The organism is Halobacillus sp. Nhm2S1 (genome assembly GCF_019599545.1).
GTDB lineage: Bacteria > Bacillota > Bacilli > Bacillales > Halobacillaceae > Halobacillus.
In genome coordinates this window covers 772,498-791,004 of record NZ_JAIEZV010000001.1, presented here as the reverse complement: position 1 = coordinate 791,004, position 18,507 = coordinate 772,498, and the positions used below count along the sequence as shown (strand labels likewise).

The 18,507-nt window shown below is 37.8% G+C and carries 19 protein-coding genes; 17 read left to right on the top strand and 2 right to left on the bottom strand.

Features of this window, described 5'->3' with window-relative positions; translation table 11 throughout:
- Positions 1-463: 463 nt before the first annotated feature.
- Positions 464-1,483, top strand: coding sequence for a S66 family peptidase (locus K2225_RS04030; protein ID WP_220584008.1), 1,020 nt, complete (start codon positions 464-466; stop codon positions 1,481-1,483).
- A 142-nt stretch (positions 1,484-1,625) separates the two neighbouring features.
- A complete protein-coding gene (locus K2225_RS04025; protein WP_220583584.1) occupies positions 1,626-2,456 on the top strand; it encodes a GNAT family N-acetyltransferase in 831 nt (276 codons plus the stop codon).
- Positions 2,457-2,696: 240 nt separating this feature from the next.
- Here the strand turns inward: K2225_RS04025 and K2225_RS04020 are convergent, their stop codons facing one another.
- Positions 2,697-2,999, bottom strand: a complete 303-nt coding sequence (locus tag K2225_RS04020; RefSeq protein ID WP_220583583.1) for an EthD family reductase — start codon at positions 2,997-2,999, stop codon at positions 2,697-2,699.
- A 491-nt stretch (positions 3,000-3,490) separates the two neighbouring features.
- Here K2225_RS04020 and K2225_RS04015 point away from each other — a divergent pair, with 491 nt between their 5' ends.
- The 10 genes from K2225_RS04015 to K2225_RS03970 all read left to right on the top strand — a co-directional run bounded on the left by K2225_RS04015 (position 3,491) and on the right by K2225_RS03970 (position 10,088).
- Positions 3,491-4,048, top strand: coding sequence for a GNAT family N-acetyltransferase (locus K2225_RS04015; RefSeq protein ID WP_255574180.1), 558 nt, complete (start codon positions 3,491-3,493; stop codon positions 4,046-4,048).
- Positions 4,049-4,180: 132 nt separating this feature from the next.
- On the top strand, positions 4,181-4,336 hold the full coding sequence (locus K2225_RS04010; protein WP_220583581.1) for a hypothetical protein: 156 nt from the start codon (positions 4,181-4,183) through the stop codon (positions 4,334-4,336).
- A gap of 115 nt (positions 4,337-4,451) precedes the next feature.
- A complete protein-coding gene (locus K2225_RS04005; protein ID WP_220583580.1) occupies positions 4,452-5,015 on the top strand; it encodes a GNAT family N-acetyltransferase in 564 nt (187 codons plus the stop codon).
- Positions 5,016-5,137: 122 nt separating this feature from the next.
- Complete coding sequence (locus K2225_RS04000; RefSeq protein ID WP_220583579.1) at positions 5,138-5,392, top strand: MreC domain-containing protein; 255 nt, start codon at positions 5,138-5,140, stop codon at positions 5,390-5,392.
- A gap of 18 nt (positions 5,393-5,410) precedes the next feature.
- Positions 5,411-5,851 (top strand): NUDIX hydrolase, encoded by a 441-nt coding sequence (locus tag K2225_RS03995; RefSeq protein WP_220583578.1) that lies wholly within the window; start codon positions 5,411-5,413, stop codon positions 5,849-5,851.
- A gap of 490 nt (positions 5,852-6,341) precedes the next feature.
- Positions 6,342-6,656, top strand: a complete 315-nt coding sequence (locus K2225_RS03990; protein ID WP_220583577.1) for a hypothetical protein — start codon at positions 6,342-6,344, stop codon at positions 6,654-6,656.
- A 312-nt stretch (positions 6,657-6,968) separates the two neighbouring features.
- Positions 6,969-7,121: a DUF6366 family protein gene (locus tag K2225_RS03985; protein WP_370632719.1), complete on the top strand. Its 153-nt coding sequence runs from the start codon at positions 6,969-6,971 to the stop codon at positions 7,119-7,121.
- Between the two features lie 397 nt (positions 7,122-7,518).
- Complete coding sequence (locus tag K2225_RS03980; RefSeq protein ID WP_220583576.1) at positions 7,519-8,523, top strand: DUF3231 family protein; 1,005 nt, start codon at positions 7,519-7,521, stop codon at positions 8,521-8,523.
- A gap of 46 nt (positions 8,524-8,569) precedes the next feature.
- Positions 8,570-9,061, top strand: a complete 492-nt coding sequence (locus K2225_RS03975) for a hypothetical protein (protein WP_220583575.1) — start codon at positions 8,570-8,572, stop codon at positions 9,059-9,061.
- Between the two features lie 145 nt (positions 9,062-9,206).
- On the top strand, positions 9,207-10,088 hold the full coding sequence (locus K2225_RS03970; protein WP_220583574.1) for an NAD(P)-dependent oxidoreductase: 882 nt from the start codon (positions 9,207-9,209) through the stop codon (positions 10,086-10,088).
- 65 nt (positions 10,089-10,153) lie between these two features.
- On the opposite strand, the gene K2225_RS03965 is transcribed toward K2225_RS03970, so the two are convergent.
- On the bottom strand, positions 10,154-11,320 hold the full coding sequence (locus K2225_RS03965) for an ROK family transcriptional regulator (protein WP_220583573.1): 1,167 nt from the start codon (positions 11,318-11,320) through the stop codon (positions 10,154-10,156).
- Between the two features lie 128 nt (positions 11,321-11,448).
- Between K2225_RS03965 and K2225_RS03960 the strand changes: the two genes are divergently transcribed.
- Genes K2225_RS03960 through K2225_RS03940 form a run of 5 tightly spaced genes read left to right on the top strand, consistent with a single transcriptional unit; the run spans position 11,449 to position 18,495 of the window.
- Positions 11,449-12,456 (top strand): TRAP transporter substrate-binding protein, encoded by a 1,008-nt coding sequence (locus K2225_RS03960; protein WP_220583572.1) that lies wholly within the window; start codon positions 11,449-11,451, stop codon positions 12,454-12,456.
- Between the two features lie 52 nt (positions 12,457-12,508).
- The gene (uidA, locus tag K2225_RS03955) at positions 12,509-14,308 is read left to right on the top strand and encodes a beta-glucuronidase (RefSeq protein ID WP_220583571.1); all 1,800 of its coding nucleotides are present in this window, start codon (positions 12,509-12,511) and stop codon (positions 14,306-14,308) included.
- Positions 14,301-14,789 (top strand): TRAP transporter small permease, encoded by a 489-nt coding sequence (locus K2225_RS03950; protein ID WP_220583570.1) that lies wholly within the window; start codon positions 14,301-14,303, stop codon positions 14,787-14,789. Before uidA ends, K2225_RS03950 begins: the two co-directional genes overlap by 8 nt.
- A gap of 1 nt (position 14,790) precedes the next feature.
- Entirely contained in the window at positions 14,791-16,098 is a 1,308-nt protein-coding gene (locus tag K2225_RS03945; RefSeq protein WP_220583569.1) for a TRAP transporter large permease, read from the top strand.
- A 15-nt stretch (positions 16,099-16,113) separates the two neighbouring features.
- Positions 16,114-18,495, top strand: coding sequence for a glycoside hydrolase family 31 protein (locus K2225_RS03940; RefSeq protein WP_220583568.1), 2,382 nt, complete (start codon positions 16,114-16,116; stop codon positions 18,493-18,495).
- Positions 18,496-18,507 lie beyond the last annotated feature (12 nt).

Below are 18,507 nucleotides of genomic sequence, written 5' to 3'. Positions count from 1 at the left end.
TGTTGAAATTCCGAGTTTGTAAGTTAAAAATTTGTACCAAGGTATCTGGATTTAGTCTTAACCAAACAGGTGCATTCTTATAAAATAATTCATTTAGAAAGGGTTAAGTATGACTGAAATAATAAGTTCATTTATCTATATTGTTTTATTAATTAGCGTTTCAGTACCTTTGTTTTTTATTGTAACTTCTATATGGAGTACAGGTGAACCAGGTAATATATTTCTTTTATCCATAATCAGCAGTCAGCTACTTTTAAGCAATTTGGGGAAGATGAGACAGCCTAAAAGTTGATTTATAAGACGAAAGTACCTTTTATCTCGAAATCAAGTCTTCAAGAAACGGGGGCGATTATCTAATAGGATAGTCGCTCTTTTTTATCATATAAATGGTTGATAATGGTATCGGATTTTGCAATAATGAAATAATTATCTTGGTAAGGAAAAGGAGGACAAACGAGTGGTTATGTATCCATCAGCATTAGAAAAAGGAGACAAGATTGCTGTAACAGCTCCTTCAAGTGGGGTAGAAGAGCAATTACATATGTTAGTACATAATGCTAAAGAAAATGTTGAGAATAAAGGATTCATAGTAAAGATAGGTGAGACAGTATGGACAGAAACAAAATCTAGAAGTGCTAAGGCATCTATAAGAGCAAAAGAACTGACCCAATTTCTCGAGGATGAGAATGTTAAGGCAATTATCCCTCCGTGGGGAGGGCAGTTTTCCATGGAAGTCCTACCTATGATTGATTGGAATTACCTAAAGACCTTACCCCCTAAATGGATCTTGGGTTATTCAGACGTTAGCACGATCCTGTTAGCATATACGACGATAACTGGGAATGCTTCAGCACATGGAACGAATTTTAATGAGTTATCAGCTCCTAAATGGGACGAACTCACTTCAAAATGGACGGACGTTTTAGGCTGTAATAAAGGTCAGGGTGTGATTCAATACTCCTCAAATCAATACCAATCATCATGGACTCAAACATTTGAGAACCCAGCTACAGGTTTTTACTTTGATACAGAAACAGAGTGGAAATCACATACCGGTCAGAAATCTCATGAGTTTTCAGGAAGATTACTAGGAGGTGTCATGAATACATTACAAACCTTGATTGGTACTCCTTACGATAAGGTAAAGGAATTCACTACTCAACATGCCAAGGAGGGAGTAATTTGGTACTTGGAATCTGTTGATTGGAGTGCTGCAGAAATATATCGGTGTTTGTGGCAGATGAAATATAGTGGATGGTTTAAGAATGTCAATGGAGTACTTATAGGAAGAGCGAGTGGGTACTCACCAACCAAAGATTTCGAATTAGAGGATGCTTTGATGAATGTTTTTGGAAAAGAGATACCAGTTATATATGACGCAGATATTGGACATATGCCTCCACAGAATATACTCGTAAATGGAGCATACTCAACGGTAACTTATCAAGATGGAAAAGGGACAATAAGGATGCAGTATATTTAGGGATATCTCGAATTCGAGTCTTAAACAAACGGGGGCTTTAGCTGCACATTGGAGGTCACTACTTGTGATAGCCAAACAGTAAGATTATAAAAGACTAAATAACAATTTTGGCGATGATGTTATTCCAGTAGGAGGGCTACATATGATTCGTGAACTTGATAAATCTGAATTCTATAAATGTGAAAAGTTGATAAATGGGGAGGGTCATTTAGAAGTTAAAGCAGTAATTGAAGGAAATAACCCAGGTCGAATTTTTGTAGATCATATTGATTCTCCAAAGACAGGAATTATCTGGTTGGGTAATAATGATGGTTTTTTCTTTATTGGAGATGAAGAAAATAAGGGATTTAATAACCACATAAACGATTTTATTGATAAAGTAATTTTTCCTGAAGCTCAGAAGCTGAGGTTAAATAACTTTATAGCAATTGGTAATCATCCAGGGTGGGAAAAAATCATAGAAAGAGTTTTTAAACATCGTAAAATGCAGAAATCAAATCAAAAGGTTTATACGATGTGGGAAAATCATTATAAAGATAATAATGAACCTTCGATTAGTCAAGATTATACCGTATTAAAAATCGACAATGAGCTTATTGAGGATAAGAACAATTCCCTTGAAAATATAGGATTTTTACGCTCTAAAATATCAGAATTCTGGTCTTCTCCTGAGGATTTTTATCAAAAAGGAATCGGTTATTGTATTGTCTACAACAATAAGGTTGCGAGTTTATGTTTTTCGGGGTTTGTAGCTGAAAAAGTCCACGGAATAGATATAGAAACAATAGAAGTACATCAAGGTAATAAACTAGGTCAAAAGGCAGCTCATTGTGTTTTGAAAGATTCTTTGAGTAAGGGTATGATTCCGTACTGGGATTGTGAAGAGGCAAATAAGCCTTCTAATATAATTGCTCAGAATATTGGATTAGAGAATTATTTTAATTATACAGTGTACATATTTCCGTTTGATTAAGGTAAATGTGCTATGCAACTTATGGGAGTTTAGTATAATACCTGCTTTAATATCTTGAAATCAAGTCTTACGGAAACGGGGGCTTGAGTTGGATAAGCCCAATAAAAAAGAAGAACTTCCATAGAATTGGAAGTTCTTTTTGTTAGTAATATCAACACTAAACTTTTACATAGCCTTCTTTTAAGAATTATTTTATTTATGACTTTGACGGTAAGGACCTCGGAGAGACATTCTTTGCTTTTAATCGACTATCATAACGATTGGAGGACATGGTAAAAACTTTGCAAGAACCTCAACATCAACCAACACCGCTTTTCCGCTTTCGGAGGATAATGCGCTGCTTAGGTCTTCCATGGATTCAAATTCTAACTGTGCCACTAAGTTAATGTCTAAATCGGTGTTTTGTGTTTGGACAGCCTTATTTACAGACGCATCTTTCAACTGGGGAATTTTTTTAACAAGAGGAATGTGAACATTGAAATAATGATTTTCAAATTGTTCTAGATTTTCTGGACGTTCGTACAACACAATAATTTTAGCCAAATTTTATTACCTCCTATGGGGATTCTGTAGTCATTATATTTCTTTTGCTATAAAAAAATTCCATAATTGATTTGGCATTCATATCCCCGTTCCTTCAGAATATTTTATCCTCTCCTCTCCTCTCCTCTCCCAGTTCAACTTATAGTAAAGACATACTACATTATAAGGAAGCGCTTTCATGACTGGATTGATGCTTAACTTTTAAGTTGATAGAGAATTTTTATCCCTCTTTTTAAGTTAATGTTTTTGTGGAGGTATGTGCTTAAACTATTGATCACGTTATGTGACTTTGAACAATATCAGGGTATCTTGAATTCAAGTTTTCAAATAAAGGGGGGGCGATTATTCAATAAGAGTAATCGTCCTCTTTTTGTGAGAACAGAAGAACAGGTAATGATTACTCGGAAAGTATTGAAAATTATGTAAAATAACGATATGATGTCATAATATTTATTTTTGAAAAATTCAAGATATATATGGAGTGTGGTCGTATGGCAGTTGAAACATATTTAAAAAACATGCCTGAATTTAATACTGAAAGATTAACATTAAGAAAGCTTGCTTTTTCAGATTTAGAAGATGTGTTTAGTTTCTGTTCTAATCCTAATGTAGCTCGACCTATGACATGGGAAGTAAATGAGTCAAAAGATGTAACCGAAGAGTTTCTAAATATGGTGATTACAGGATACGGAAAAGGTGAATCTGGTGAATGGGCAATTGAATGGATTGAAACCGGCCAAGTGATTGGTGTGGCAGCCTTTATTGATTGGAGTAATAAACATAAGTGCGTAGAGTTGGGGTATTTTTTGTCGGAAGAGTATTGGGGAAAAGGAATTGCCACTGAAGCACTTCAAGAACTCGTCCGCTACGGATTTAACGAACTATACCTTAACAGAATTGAGGGTAGATCCGATACAGATAATTTCGGCTCTCAAAAGGTAATGAAAAAGTTAGGTATGAACTATGAAGGCACTTTAAGAAAGAATGAGTTTATAAAGGGCGAGTTTAGAGATACAGTAGTGTATTCCATATTGGAAAGTGAGTATTGATCCTACAAAGAGTTTATTATTATCTTAATTAAGAGTCTTAAACTAAAGGGTCGTTTGCGATATAAGCATTCGCTCAATACATAGTACCGGGTAGGTGCACAAAGAAAAGTACTTGGGGAGAGGTGGGGGAAGTTGGGAGCTTTAGTAAGTTCAATAATAGCTTTTCTAGTAGTCTGGACAGGCTTTGGATTGATTTTCAATGACTTTGATGAAGGCATACTTATCTTTACTATTGCTGGTATTATTACGGGTTATAACATTGGGAAAAAGATAAATTATAATATGTAGTCGTTTCTTTACTAGTGAATAAATATTATCTTGGAATTGAGTCTTCAACTAACGGGGGCAATTCTAAAATAACAACTAGGAGAAGGTTTAAAAGGGGATAAGGAGGAAGGTTCTTTTGGAATTCACTACTGAAAGGTTGAAACTCAGACCGTTTAAAAGTACTGACTTACAAGCTGTATTTAACATCTACAATAACGAGGAGACATGTAGGTATCTACTGCACGATAAATGGACACGTGAAAACATGCAGGAGTTATTCGAGAAAAAATTGGAGAACAGTTCTCTTACTAAAGAAACTAGCTTAAGTCTGGCCGTAGAGGACAGTTCAAATGTGATTGGTGATTTATCTATATGGTATACAGGGGTTAAAGATACGGTGGAAATTGGCTATAGCTTTTCTTCTCAAAATTCAGGGAAGGGATATGCAACAGAAGCAGTTAGTCAATTAGTGAAGTATTTATTTGAAGTAGTGAAGGTGCATCGGATCCAAGCCACCTTGGATGCGAGGAATTTAGCCTCTCAAAAGTTGTGTGAACGAATAGGGATGAGAAAAGAAGCGCACTTCAAACAGGATTACTGGAGTAAAGGTGAGTGGACAGACAGTATAGTGTTTGGAATGCTGGTTGAGGATTTGGAAAACGGAAGACTACAATCGAAGAAGAGACTCAATTTATCTTGAAATCAAGTCTTCAAGTAATGGGGGCAAATCATGAACAATACATTGTTTTTTTAAACTATGTGGATGAAAGTATTGAACTAAAGGAGCAGGTAGGTGGAATAGGTAATTAAGGGGATGTTTACTTGAAGAATTGGTGGAAATGGTTTTACACTGCTTTTGTAATGTTGATTACATTTACGATATTACAGTATAGATTTTTAACTTGGATTACTTCAGGAAAACCAGATACCTTTTATTTAATTGGATGGGGGCTATCTTTAGCAGCCGTAGTTGGATTACTAATTTACAAATGGAAACAAGAAAATAACATAGAAGAACTTAAACAGGAAAATGAACGATTAAAAGAAGCATTAGAATATTACCGTAGTAAACCATGAAGGGAGGAGTAATCTAAAGTGAATCGAGTTGATATAGCTTACGTCTTAATTCTTAATGAAATGGAAGAGAAAGTTTTGATGGTGAAAAACAAAGGTAGTGGATGGTCTCTTCCTGGTGGTGCTGTTGAAAAAGGTGAAACATTCGAACAAGCAGCAATACGAGAAGTTAAGGAGGAGACTAATTTAAAAATAGAAGTTGAGAACATCGTTGCCGTAAATGAAGCTTTCTTTGAAAATAAAGGCCACCATGCTCTGTTCATTACTTACAAAGCGAGGATTGTACAAGGTGCTATTGAAATCATACATAAAGACGAGATCGATGAACTTAAGCGGACAGATATAGATACCGCAAATAAACTAATGCCTTACTATACCGGCGGGGTAATAAGATTACTGAAATCATCTGCTCCTTATACATTCCAGGGTTCATTTATTGTTCCGAGTAATTACGAGTCATAAAAGAGAGCGGCGATGCCTTAACTGGAGGATCGTCTTTTTGTTTGTGGGAAGAGTATAATGTTCGACGTCATATTAATTCAAATAATTAGCCATTAATAATGTATTAATTACCCCTTTAGTGTAAAATTACACAAAAGGGTGGTCGTATTGAAAAAGTGGTGGTTCTTGTGGTTTTTGAGTATTCCGTTGTTTTTAGTTACCTATTTATATTCTTTCTTTATGACATCAAAAATCGCCTTTTGGTCCCAGGAAAATTGTAAGCCGCAATTTATTTTTACACCCAAAGATGTGTCGTATTGCAGTGATATTTATACGATTGATGTAATCTTACTATCATTAAAAAGTATCCACTTTCCTATTTATGTATGTTCTTTGGGCTTTACATCATCGGCTTTATGGTTTTTCAGATGATCCGGTTCGTAAGGCGTTTTTATAAACCTTAAAGTCGATAAGCTTTATAGGATTCTTTTTATTGAAAGGTGGTAATCATTTGTCACCAACAGTCCCGTTCTGGCTGGTTGCTGTTTTTTACTTATTCATAATGATTTCTTTTGCTCTAGCTATTCGAAAGATCATAAAAAAACAATTAGTCGTCCCGTCGATCATTGCGGTTATCTTCATTCCTTTTTCCACTGTATTGTTTGTTTTCTCAAGTATAGGGAGAGGGAATCAAAATGAATGGGAATACTTCATTGATCGTGTAAAGGAATTTGAGTTATGGGCATGGATGTGTTTGGTGATCTTTGTCTATTTGCTTTACTGGTGGTATTTAGTATTTCGTTCAAGGAGAATTCGGGATGTTTGATTGAAATTACTTTCTGTGTAGGATTCAAATTACGATATCAAAAATCATGCTGACAAACTAATACATTCAATTTAGGACGGTTATTCCATATGGATAATCGTCTTCATTGTTGTGTTATGTAAGGAAAAGGACATGGGATTAAAATTGAAGTAAGATGTGAATGGTTTGAAATGGTGTTCTTAGATAATCGTATAGATAGGTATCTTGAAATTATAAGTTACAGGAGCGCGTTCATCGTAAATGAAGGTGTAGAACTATGGGGGGGTTAATGATTCTAATGATGGAAGAAAAACCTGAAACGAAGAGGGAAAGATTAAGACAAGAGGAATTAAAAAAAGTCCTTCGGCGAGTATTCACGGCGGTGGACTTCCTGACTTAGTTGGGAATCTAGGGTGGAAAGCAACTGGGATCATCCTTCTTCTTTTAATTGTAGGATTTATCCTATTTGCTCATTTCTTTCGTTGAAGATCTATTTGTATTCATATTTCGGGTTATTAGAAACATGTTCTAAAGGAGAGATAAGAGTGGAAAATCTTGAGTCTATAGTTTTTGGTGAGAGGAGAGGTCGCATCAATCAAAAGAACTCCTTTAAGTTGATCAGGATACATCCTGGCCTACTGTTGATAGGAGGGTTTTTCAAACAGTTACATACATAATGGGAATCTATATACTAAGCGAAAGACCAAAACGGAATGGGAATGAAAGATTGATGATCTTTGAGTCTTCAACCATTAAGCAATTTAAAGATAATGTTGCACGCCGCTAAAAAAACTTAATAGGCTGGACCATTAGCTTGAATTCTCCGAGCAGCGATCTATATAAAACCCTCATTCTTTGGGCATTATGAAGAAGAGGTGATTATATGGATAAGGATCAAGTAAAACTCACTTCTGCCGAAATAGGGACATTGTGGGGGCAGTATGTAAATGGAACGGCCATTCAAATGGTAAACAAATATATGTTGTCCATTATAGAAGATGAGAAAATAAAACAAATATTCACGGACTCAATTGAAACTTCAGATCATCAATTACGGGAAATAGAACAGTTTATTCAAAACGATGGGTTCCCAGTTCCAGATGGATTTTCAGATTCAGACCTTAATGAAGGCACGGAACGATTGTTTTCTGACATCTTTTGTTTACACTATTTGCATATTATGACGCTGCACGGTCTAATAGGGCATACGACCTCACTCAGTTCTTCTGTCAGAAGGGATTTAAGAGATTTTTATGAAACTTGTAGTAAGGAAGCTATGAGTATGTATCAGCGGACTACCGATCTGCTGTTGGAAAAAGGTCATTTTCAAAGGGATCCTTTCTTTTACCCTGAAACAAAAACAGATTATGTGTCAGGGCAAAAATTCCTTAAAGGTTTTTCAAACGGAAAACGCCCTTTAGCTGCAACAGAGATTATTGCGGTTTCCCTCAATTTAAAGAAAAAAATATTGGAAAGATCACTATCCATAGGATTTAGTCAGGTTGCCCAATCGAAAGAGGTTAGAAAATTTCTGGAAAGTATGCAGGATGAATCCAACCAACAAATTCAATCATTAGGCAATATCTTAGAAGGAGACAACTTGCCTGTTCCCATGTCTTGGGAGTCAGAAGTTACGACTTCCCAGGCTTCTCCCTTTTCAGATAAGTTAATTTTATACCACATAGGTTTCCTATTACAATCTGCCCAATCCTACCATGGGTCAGGTTTAGCCTCAGCCATGCGCGTCGATCTTGTAGCCACTTACGAAAAAATCATATTGAAAAATATAATGATTACGAAAGAATGGTTTAATTTGATGACTAAAAATAAATGGTTGGAAGAGCCTCCACTTGCCCCAAATAGAAAGGAAATAGCAAGAGATAAGTGAATAGAATCTCTGATAGAAAAGGCTTAGCAAATTAGGTGAAGTAGTTATGGGAATAGGTTATTCAAAAAAAAGTAAGCAATTAGAAGTTTTATTATGGAGTATTGCTCTGCCGGGCTTCGGGCAATTGCTGAATGGGAAATATATCAAAGGAATATTGTTAGTGGCTTTAGAACTGCTTGTTAATGTAATGGGAAACTTTAATAAGATCATTATTTTGAGTTTTCATTTTAGGATTGAGGAAGCAATCACTGAAACCAATTATATGTGGCTCATGTTTTATCCGTGTTTGTATTTCTTTTCGATATGGGATGCCTATAAAGATGCTGGGGGTGGGGAGGAAAAGCCTTTTGCTTATCTGCCATTTGTCTCCTCCGCCTATTTTGTGACCTTAGGTCTAATCTTTTCTTCCGAATTTACACTTTTTGGATACTTCATCGGGCCACTTTGGCTCCCTGTTCTCTTTTTGCCGGTTGGTTTAGGTATAGGGGAGAGTGTGAGAAGGTTATTATTGAAAGATCTCCCAAAGGAAAGCGTCTGAAAGAAAGTCCATTAGAGAAAGAACACAATAATTTAACAGCACATAATTAATTGTTTTTCCTATATCTTGTAATATGTTTCTCTTCTATATCAAGTACTAAAGTTGCTATACTTGTAACAACTTTATGTAAGAGAGGAAGAGGCAGATGACGAAACAAACCATTGGTTTCATCGGCGCAGGTGTGATGGGGAAAAGCATGGCACGCAACTTGATGAAAGCTGGATATGAGCTGAACGTGTTTACACGTACGAAAGAAAAAGCGGAGGATCTTGTAGCTGAAGGGGCAAATTGGAAGCAAAGCGTAGCCGCTCTAGCTGAGCATTCGGATGTGGTCCTTACGATTGTCGGATATCCAAGCGATGTAGAAGAAGTATATTTCGGTGGAGATGGAATTTTAGAAAATGCGAAGCCAGGTTCCTACATCATCGATATGACGACCTCTTCCCCTGATTTGGCCCGGGAAATCGCCGGAAAGGCTGAAGCGAAGGGTATTCACGCGTATGATGCTCCTGTGTCAGGCGGGGACGTTGGAGCTAAAAACGCGAAGCTCACGATCATGGTCGGCGGCATTGAGAAAAAGTTTGATGAAATCCTTCTTATTTTTCAAGCGATGGGAGAAAATATCGTCCTCCAAGGAGAAGCAGGAGCCGGTCAGCATACGAAGATGAGTAACCAAATTGCGATTGCATCCGGCATGTTGGGGGTCTGTGAGGCCATTACATATGCAGAAAAAGCCGGTCTCGACCCTAAGAAAGTGTTAAGCAGCATTCAATTCGGTGCTGCAGGAAGCTGGTCGTTGTCTAATCTTGGACCGAGGATGATTGATGGAGACTTTGATCCAGGATTTTATGTGAAGCATTTTATCAAAGATATGAAAATTGCTATTGATTCTGCGGAGAACATGCAGATTCCCGTCCCTGGATTGAAACTTGCGAAGCAGTTATATGAGGAACTGAGTGAAGCGGGTGGGGATAATGACGGAACGCAGGCGTTGTATAAGTACTATCAAATGATGACGCCAGTTTAGTAGAAAAGAGTCCTTGAGGAGATGAACGCTCCCAAGGACTCTTTTAATGCTGTCCATCTTAGTGATTAGATAACTTCATTTTTATTTGTTGTTAAATTGATTCGATTGACACCATAAAACTCTCGAAGAGATACAACACTTCCCCCTAGGGCACCGGCATTTTTCCCTAGACAGGAGGGTACAATTTGACTGTAATTGTTCATTCTCGACTTCAATCGATCCTCAATTTCCTTAATGATGTGTGGGTTCTTATTAAGGATATCCCCGTTAAGAATAATCGTTTCAGGATTGAAAATGTTTATAATATTGTTTAGTCCTATGGCTAGATAATCATAAAAGCTTTCAAATATATCCATATGTTGTTTATTCAATAGCATCTCTTTTATGTTTATAGAATCAGTAATTATTTGCTGTGATTTAAACTCATCGAAAACTGCTTTCTCAGAAGCATACCTCTCCCAACAACCTCTGTTACCACAGGGACAAAGCTTTCCATCTCTCTCCACGATCATATGACCAATTTCCCCTGCGAACCCTTGATATCCTCTATAGATTTGTCTGTCTTTAATAATTCCCAGTCCAATACCTGAGTACATGGTTACGCAAAACAAGTCTTCGATGGAGTAATTAAATACCTGTTCAGCATAGGCGCACAGGTTAGCGTTGTTATCAATAAACACAGGTACATTGAAAGTTTCTTCTAATGAACTTTTTATATCTATGTCTGTCCATTGAAGTTTGGGAGTGAAAACAACGTGTTCATCTTTTCTCACAATCCCGTGAATGCCTACCCCTATTCCAACTAATCCAAAAGGCTTGTAATTCGAATTGAAGGAATGTCGTATATTGGCCAACTCTTCAATAAGTAGTTCAATGACTTTTTGAAAGGAGAGGTTCTCCAATTCTAATGAACGGGATTCAATAGAATTTCCTAATAAGTCGGTTACTTGTATAAAAAGAATGGGTTCATCAAAATCAATTCCGATAGAATAGCCAGCGTTTTTATTTATGTGAAGGTTGATCGGTTTTCTCCCGCCGGTTGAGGAGGTGGCTTCTTCTTCAATCAAAAGATTCTCTTCAATCAGACCGCTGATTTGGTCTGAGACCGTTGATTTATTTAAGCCTGTTTTCCTAGCCAGTTCACTTCTTGAAATAGACCCGTTCTCAAGGATCGTTTCTATCAATATTTTTCTATTCATTGATTTGATGTATTTAGAATCTGCAATGCTCATATGAAACTCCTTTCAAATTACCCCTTGATTTTAAAAGCGCTTACATATAGTATAATACATATAGTTGGTTGGGTAAACAAACAAAGTTTTTGTAAAGGAAATTAAATCTGAGAGGGGTAACTTTAATTATGAAGAAAAAGAGTATCTGGGTATTGGTGTTAACGCTTTGTCTATTTGTTTCTGCCTGCAGTTCAAACACTTCGAGCAGTGGGAGTGCTTCTGGTTCAGAATCGAAGCAACTAAAACTAGCTCATAATTTAAGTGAAGATCATCCGGTTCATAAAGCTCTTGCTAAATTCGCTGAAAATGTTGAGCAAAATTCTGATGGAGCGCTTAAGGTTAAGATTTATTCAAATGGTGTCCTTGGAAGTGAAAAGGAAGTGTTAGAGCAACTTCAAAGTGGTGCAGTCGATATGACAAAGGTAAGTGCAGGTGCTTTGGAAAGTTTTTCGAAAGAATATTCAGTATTTTCACTCCCTTACATTTTTACTAGTAAAGAACATTATCATGAAGTCATGAATTCTGATGTTGCAAAGCAAGTTTATCAATCTACGAAAGATGATGGTTTTATTGGATTTACATGGTTTACATCAGGAGCAAGAAGTTTCTATACCGTTGATAAACAGGTTGAGAAACCCGCAGATTTAAATGGATTAAAAATCCGAGTGATGGATAGCCCGACAGCGATCAAAATGGTGGAACTATTAGGAGGAACTCCTACTCCAATGCCATTTGGTGAGATCTATACAGCCCTTCAACAAGGAGTGGTTGATGGAGCTGAAAGTAATGTGACAGCGCTAACAACAGGGAAACACGGAGAAGTAGCTAAAGTGTTCTCACGTAATGAACATACAATGATTCCTGATATCGGTATCATTAGCACGAAGACATGGGAAAGTTTGAGTGATGATGAGAAAAGTGTCATTGAGAAATCTGCTCAAGAGGCAACCGCTTACCACTCTGAACAATGGGATAAATCGATTGCTGAAGAGACAGAAAAAGCAAAAGAAATGGGTGTAACTTTCACCGAAGTCAATAAAGAACCTTTCATTGAAAAAGTTCAGCCCCTACATGAAGAAATGAAAGAAGATGCGGATATTGCAAAACTTATGGAGGACATAAAAGAATTAGAATAAATCAACCAGAAGGTCCAATCTAGGACCTTCTCTCTTTAAGAGGTGAAAAGAGATGTTGTATCCAATTGAAACCCAATCGAGAAGAGTGAAAAATCTAAATGGTATATGGTCATTTCAGCTTGATCAAGCGGGAAGAGGAGAAAAGGACAACTGGCAGGATGGTCAATTAACGGACCCTATACCTATGCCAGTTCCATCAAGTTTTAACGACATCACTACACAGGAAGATATTAGGGATTTTGTTGGTGACGCATGGTATGAAACATCGTTCTATGTACATGATGAATGGTTTGAGGAGAACATTTTCATTCGATTTGGAGCTGTATCCCACACGGCTACAGTCTATGTGAATGGTAAGAAAATAAAAGTAAATCGAGGCGGGTTCCTCCCATTTGAAATCGACGTCACAAAACACTTACATAAAAACCAAATGAACCGTCTGACCGTTAAAGTGAATAATGAACTTTCATGGGACATGCTTCCTCCAGGTAAGGTAGTAGAGGAAAAAAGACTGGATGGAAGAATAAAGAAACGGGTGAAACAACAACATGATTTCTTTAATTACGCTGGTATTCATCGTTCCGTTTTTATTTACACAAAACCTTCTATAAACATTGAACAAATAAGAGTTAACACTAGTTTTTTAGATGATAGAGGTATAGTGGATGTTAAGTCGTGGGTCACTCACGTGGGTGACAGTCAGACAATTGAGGTAGCAGTTCAGGATCACAAAGGGAAGACTGTCTCTTCGGGGAAGGGTGGTGAATCTAAACTCTTCATTGATCATCCAAGAAAATGGTCCCCAAAGGATCCGTATCTTTATAACCTCCATATCACTGTTTTAGAAGGCGGTAAATTAATTGATCATTACGTTATGAAAATAGGGTTGCGTACTGTTGAAATCTCTAATGGTCATTTTCTGTTGAATGGTGAGAATTTTTATTTGAAGGGCTTTGGCAAACATGAAGATGCTCTCATAAGAGGTAAAGGATATGATGCAGTAACAACACTTCGTGACTTCCAATTAATGAAATGGTCTGGTGCTAATTCCTTTCGAACGGCTCATTATCCTTACGCAGAAGAAGTTCTCCATCTTGCTGATGAAATGGGGTTTCTCGTGATCGACGAAACTTCTGCTGTTGGTTTGCTCAGTCAAGGAGTACCAGCTACAGGAGAACTGCAGCCGGTATTTCAGGCTGGAAAGGTTTCCAGAGAGTTGTTTGAACATCATAAGAAAGTGTTAAAGGAACTCATTTACCGAGACTGGAATCATCCATCGGTAGTCATGTGGTCAATATCAAATGAAGCATCGACGATGGAAAAAGAAGCTGAGCCCTATTTCAAGTCTCTTATTCAGATGGTAAGAGAGTTAGATAACCGGCCAGTTATGAACGTAAATTTAATGCTTATTGAACCTGAACGCTGCGTCGTTTCTAAACATTGCGACGTCATTGGTCTTAATGTCTATCACGGATGGTATTCGACACCTGGGGAACTTGAACAAGGTGAAAGGGATCTAAGACACTACTTGAACCGGTGGGAAAAGGAATTTAAACTTCCTATCCTAATTACCGAGTTTGGTGTTGATACCATTGCGGGTCTCCACAAATTACCTCCAGTGATGTTTTCTGAAGAATTTCAAGTGGAGTTTTTAAAAACCTATCAAAGAGTATTTGACCAAATGTCCTATGTGTGTGGTGAGCATGTATGGAATTTTGCTGACTTCATGACGAAACAGGATACCGTGAGGGTGGATGGGAACAAAAAAGGTGTATTTACACGTAGTAGAGAACCGAAATCTGCTGCGTTCCACCTCCGTCAACGGTGGCAGGAAGGAGTTATTTATGATTAATAAAATAAAAAAAACCTTAGATTCCATTATTCTCTCAGCCAGTTCTCTATTAACGATTCTTCTTGTTATTGGAGCGGTTTGGCAGGTTACGAGCCGTTATGTATTCAATGCCCCTAGCACATTCACAGGTGAGCTTCTTCGATTTTTACTAGTATGGACTGCACTTCTTGGTGCCACATACGCCTTTGGTTCAAATCAGCACCTTTCGATCACATTTATAAAGAACAAGCTGGTTGGTAAGCGGCGGTTAACCATTCGTATTATCAACGACCTTTTTATCTTGGCGTTCGCTGTTTTAATTATGGTTAAAGGTGGGTTAGAAGTGGTTCAAATTACATTAACCCAGACTACGCCTATTCTAAATATTCCTATGGGCTATGTTTATTCCATTGTTCCTATTTGTGGAGTGCTAATCGTCATTTATAAAATTCTATTACTAAGTGAATTTAAGGAAGAACTACAGTGGAAAGGAGAGGAATGACATGGATACAGCTTTTCAGGCAGCACTTTTATTATTTGCCTTGTTTTTTGTGCTTCTTGCCATAGGGGTTCCTATATCCGTTGGAATCGGTGTATCTTCTTTCATTACTGCACTTATAGTTGTACCACTTGATGTAGCCGTCTTCACTGCAGCCCAAAAGATGGTTCAAGGGATCAATAGTTTTGCTTTACTTGCTGTCATTTTCTTCATTTTGTCAGGAAGTATCATGAACAACGGGGGTATTGCCATTCGCCTCATTAATCTCGCTAAGCTTATTGGTGGAAGATTACCTGGATCTCTCGCCCATACAAATGTTCTTGGAAACATGCTATTTGGATCGATTTCAGGTTCTGCTGTAGCTTCCGCAGCTGCAATCGGTAAGGTAATGACGCCTCTTCAAGAAAAAGAAGGGTATGATAAACCGTACTCTGCTGCTGTTAATATCGCATCCTCTCCAACTGGATTACTTATTCCTCCAAGTGGTGTCCTGATCCTTTACTCACTTGTGAGCGGTGGGACGTCAATTTCTGCATTGTTTATAGCGGGTTATTTACCTGGGATATTAATGGGATTATCGATTATGACTGTCGCTTATTTTATGGCAAAGAAAGCGAATTATCCTGTCTCTGAGCGACCAAAGGCCTCCGAAGGCTTTAAAATTTTTATCGATGCCATTCCTAGCTTACTCCTTGTTGTAGTGGTTATTGGAGGAATTGTCGCCGGGATTTTCACTGCAACGGAGGGGGCCGCAGTTGCTGTCGTTTACTCTATTATACTTGCAGCAATCTATCGGCAAATTAAGTGGAGTGATATCCCTCGAATTTTAAAAGAGACGGTAGTGATGACGGGCATTGTGCTCTTTCTTGTAGGAGCCTCTTCAATCATGTCTTGGGTCATGGCTTTCACAGACATTCCAACCGCAATTAGTAATGCCCTGCTGAGTATTTCTGATAACCCAATTATTATTTTACTCTTAATTAACCTTATTTTACTGATGGTAGGTACTTTCATGGATTTAACGCCAGCAGTACTCATATTCACACCAATTTTTCTTCCTATTGCAATAGGGCTTGGCATGGATCCTGTGCACTTCGGAATTTTGCTCGTTTTCAACCTGAGTATTGGAGTGATGACCCCACCGGTAGGAAGTTGTCTTTTTGTAGGTTGCAGTGTTGCAGAAGTGTCTATTGAATCGGTTCTTAAGCCTTTAACAAAAATGTTTGCGGCTTTAATCGTGGCGTTACTTATTATTACTTATGTACCATGGATTAGTCTTGCTCTACCTAGATTATTTGGACTTTTATCTTAAATAAGGAGGATTATTATGATTAAAAATGATGTTATAAAACTAGTAAATCACCATAACAATGTCTTGAAATTTGAAAGTGAATCAATGGAAGAAATCAAGCTTTTCATTCTTGAAGAACAAATTTTCAGAGTGTACATCCCTTACGACAAAGAGGTTAAATTAGATAAAACTTGGAGTATTGCTCCAGGAATGTCTGATATTCCTTTTGAAGGTAGAGATCGATTTGATTTAACGCCTTTTTCACTTCCCTCCTATGAAGTAGAGCAGAATGACTATGAAGTTACAATCTATACCAATTCTCTAAAAGCGGTAATTTCATTAGTAGGTTTTAAAATCACCTGGTATGTGAAAGAGCAAGGTCAGTGGGTGAAAGTTACAGAGGATCGACAGACTCAGGCCTATAATGCAAATGGAAACCTTGGTTCGGATGTCTTTCACTACATGGTCCATGGGGAAAATGATCATTACTATGGGCTGGGTGAAAAAGGTGGAGACTTGAATAAAGCAAATAGACGGGTTCGCATGCAGGCCATAGATGCGATGGGATATGACGCAGAGAACACAGATCCTCTCTATAAACACATCCCATTTTATATCACGTTTAATCCCGACCATGGCAAAGCTTATGGAATCCTGTACGATAACTACAATGATAGTGAATTCGACTTAGGAAATGAAAAAGATTACTACCATGGTCGGTTCAGATCTTATCGAGCGAAAAAGGGTGACCTGGATTACTATTTTATCGCTGGTCAACAAATAAAAGATGTTGTAAAAACACATACATGGTTAACAGGGAAAATGATTCTCCCGCCGAAGTGGAGTCTGGGCTATTCTGGGTCTACGATGACTTATACGGATGCACCAAATGCGCAAGAAGAGCTTAAAAAGTTTGTTGAAAACTGTAAAAAGTTCGATATTCCATGTGAGTCCTTTCAGCTTTCCTCAGGATATACATCCATTGAAGATAAGCGATATGTTTTTAATTGGAACACGTCAAAAATACCTAACCCGAATGAAATGGTTAATCATTTTCATGAGCATGATATTCGCTTGAGTGCAAACATCAAGCCGTGTCTTCTCACTGGTCATCCGATGTATGAGGAACTTGCAACAAGAGAGATGTTCATTAAACACGGGGACGAACCAGATATTATTCAATATTGGGATGATTTGGGTTCTTATCTGGATTTTACAAATTATGAAACGATACAGTGGTGGAAAGACAATGTGAAGAAGCAATTGATGAGATATGGCATCGACTCTACTTGGAACGACAACAACGAATACCAGGTTTTAGATGAGCAAGCAATGGCGAACGGATTCGGTGAAAGTCTTCCTGCCCACTATATAAAACCTATCGAGACACTACTTATGATGAAAGCATCGTTTGAAGCTCAGAAGGAATACCATCCAAACGAAAGACCTTACTTAATATCAAGGTCTGGCTCACCGGGTATGCAACGCTATGTGCAAACATGGTCTGGCGATAATTTCACAGAATGGAAGACAATACGCTTTAACCAGCGAATGGGCCTTGGTTTAAGCCTTTCTGGTGTTTACAACTTCGGTCATGATGTGGGTGGTTTTGCTGGTGGAGCGCCGGAACCCGAGTTGTTTATACGTTGGATTCAAAATGGAATATTCCACCCACGTTTTACGATTCACTCATGGAATGAAGACGGAAGCGTAAATGTTCCGTGGATGTATCCTGAGCATGTTGATGAAATTCGCGAACTCATGAAGGAGCGTGTGAGATGGATTCCTTACTTATATGACCTTCTTCATAAAGCCCATAATAAATATGAACCATTGCTTGCACCAACGCTTTATCATTTTCAAGACGATGAAAGAACCTTTGAGGAAAATGATGAAATGATGGTTGGGAGCGACCTATTGCTTGCATCAGTCATGGACCGTCACGCCAAAAAACGCACTCTCTATCTACCACAACAACCCCAAGGCTGGTACGACATAAATAGTGATCGTTGGTATGAAGGTGGACAATCCGTAACCGTAGATGCGCCATTAAACGTCATTCCTAAGTTCGCAAAAGGTGGGGCTGTCTTCCCAATTCAGGATGGCGAAATATCCTTTGAAAACAAGGAAGAAAGCAGAGGGTTATTGATTTTTCCGACTAAAGGAGAAGGGGAGTCCTACCATACCTTTACTGAAGATGATGGGATTAGTATGGACTACGAGAGAGACATCACCTCAACAATTAAGGTAGAAATGGAGACTACAGAAGAAGCTGTTTCCATCAAAATTTCCACCAGCGGTTCTTATGAGTTACCTTATGAAACAATCAATTTACACTTTCCGAAATCAGAAAAGCGTTCGATTACAGTAAACAACGAACCCTTTAGTGGGGGAAACATTCATATAACCAACAAATAATTGTATGAAGGG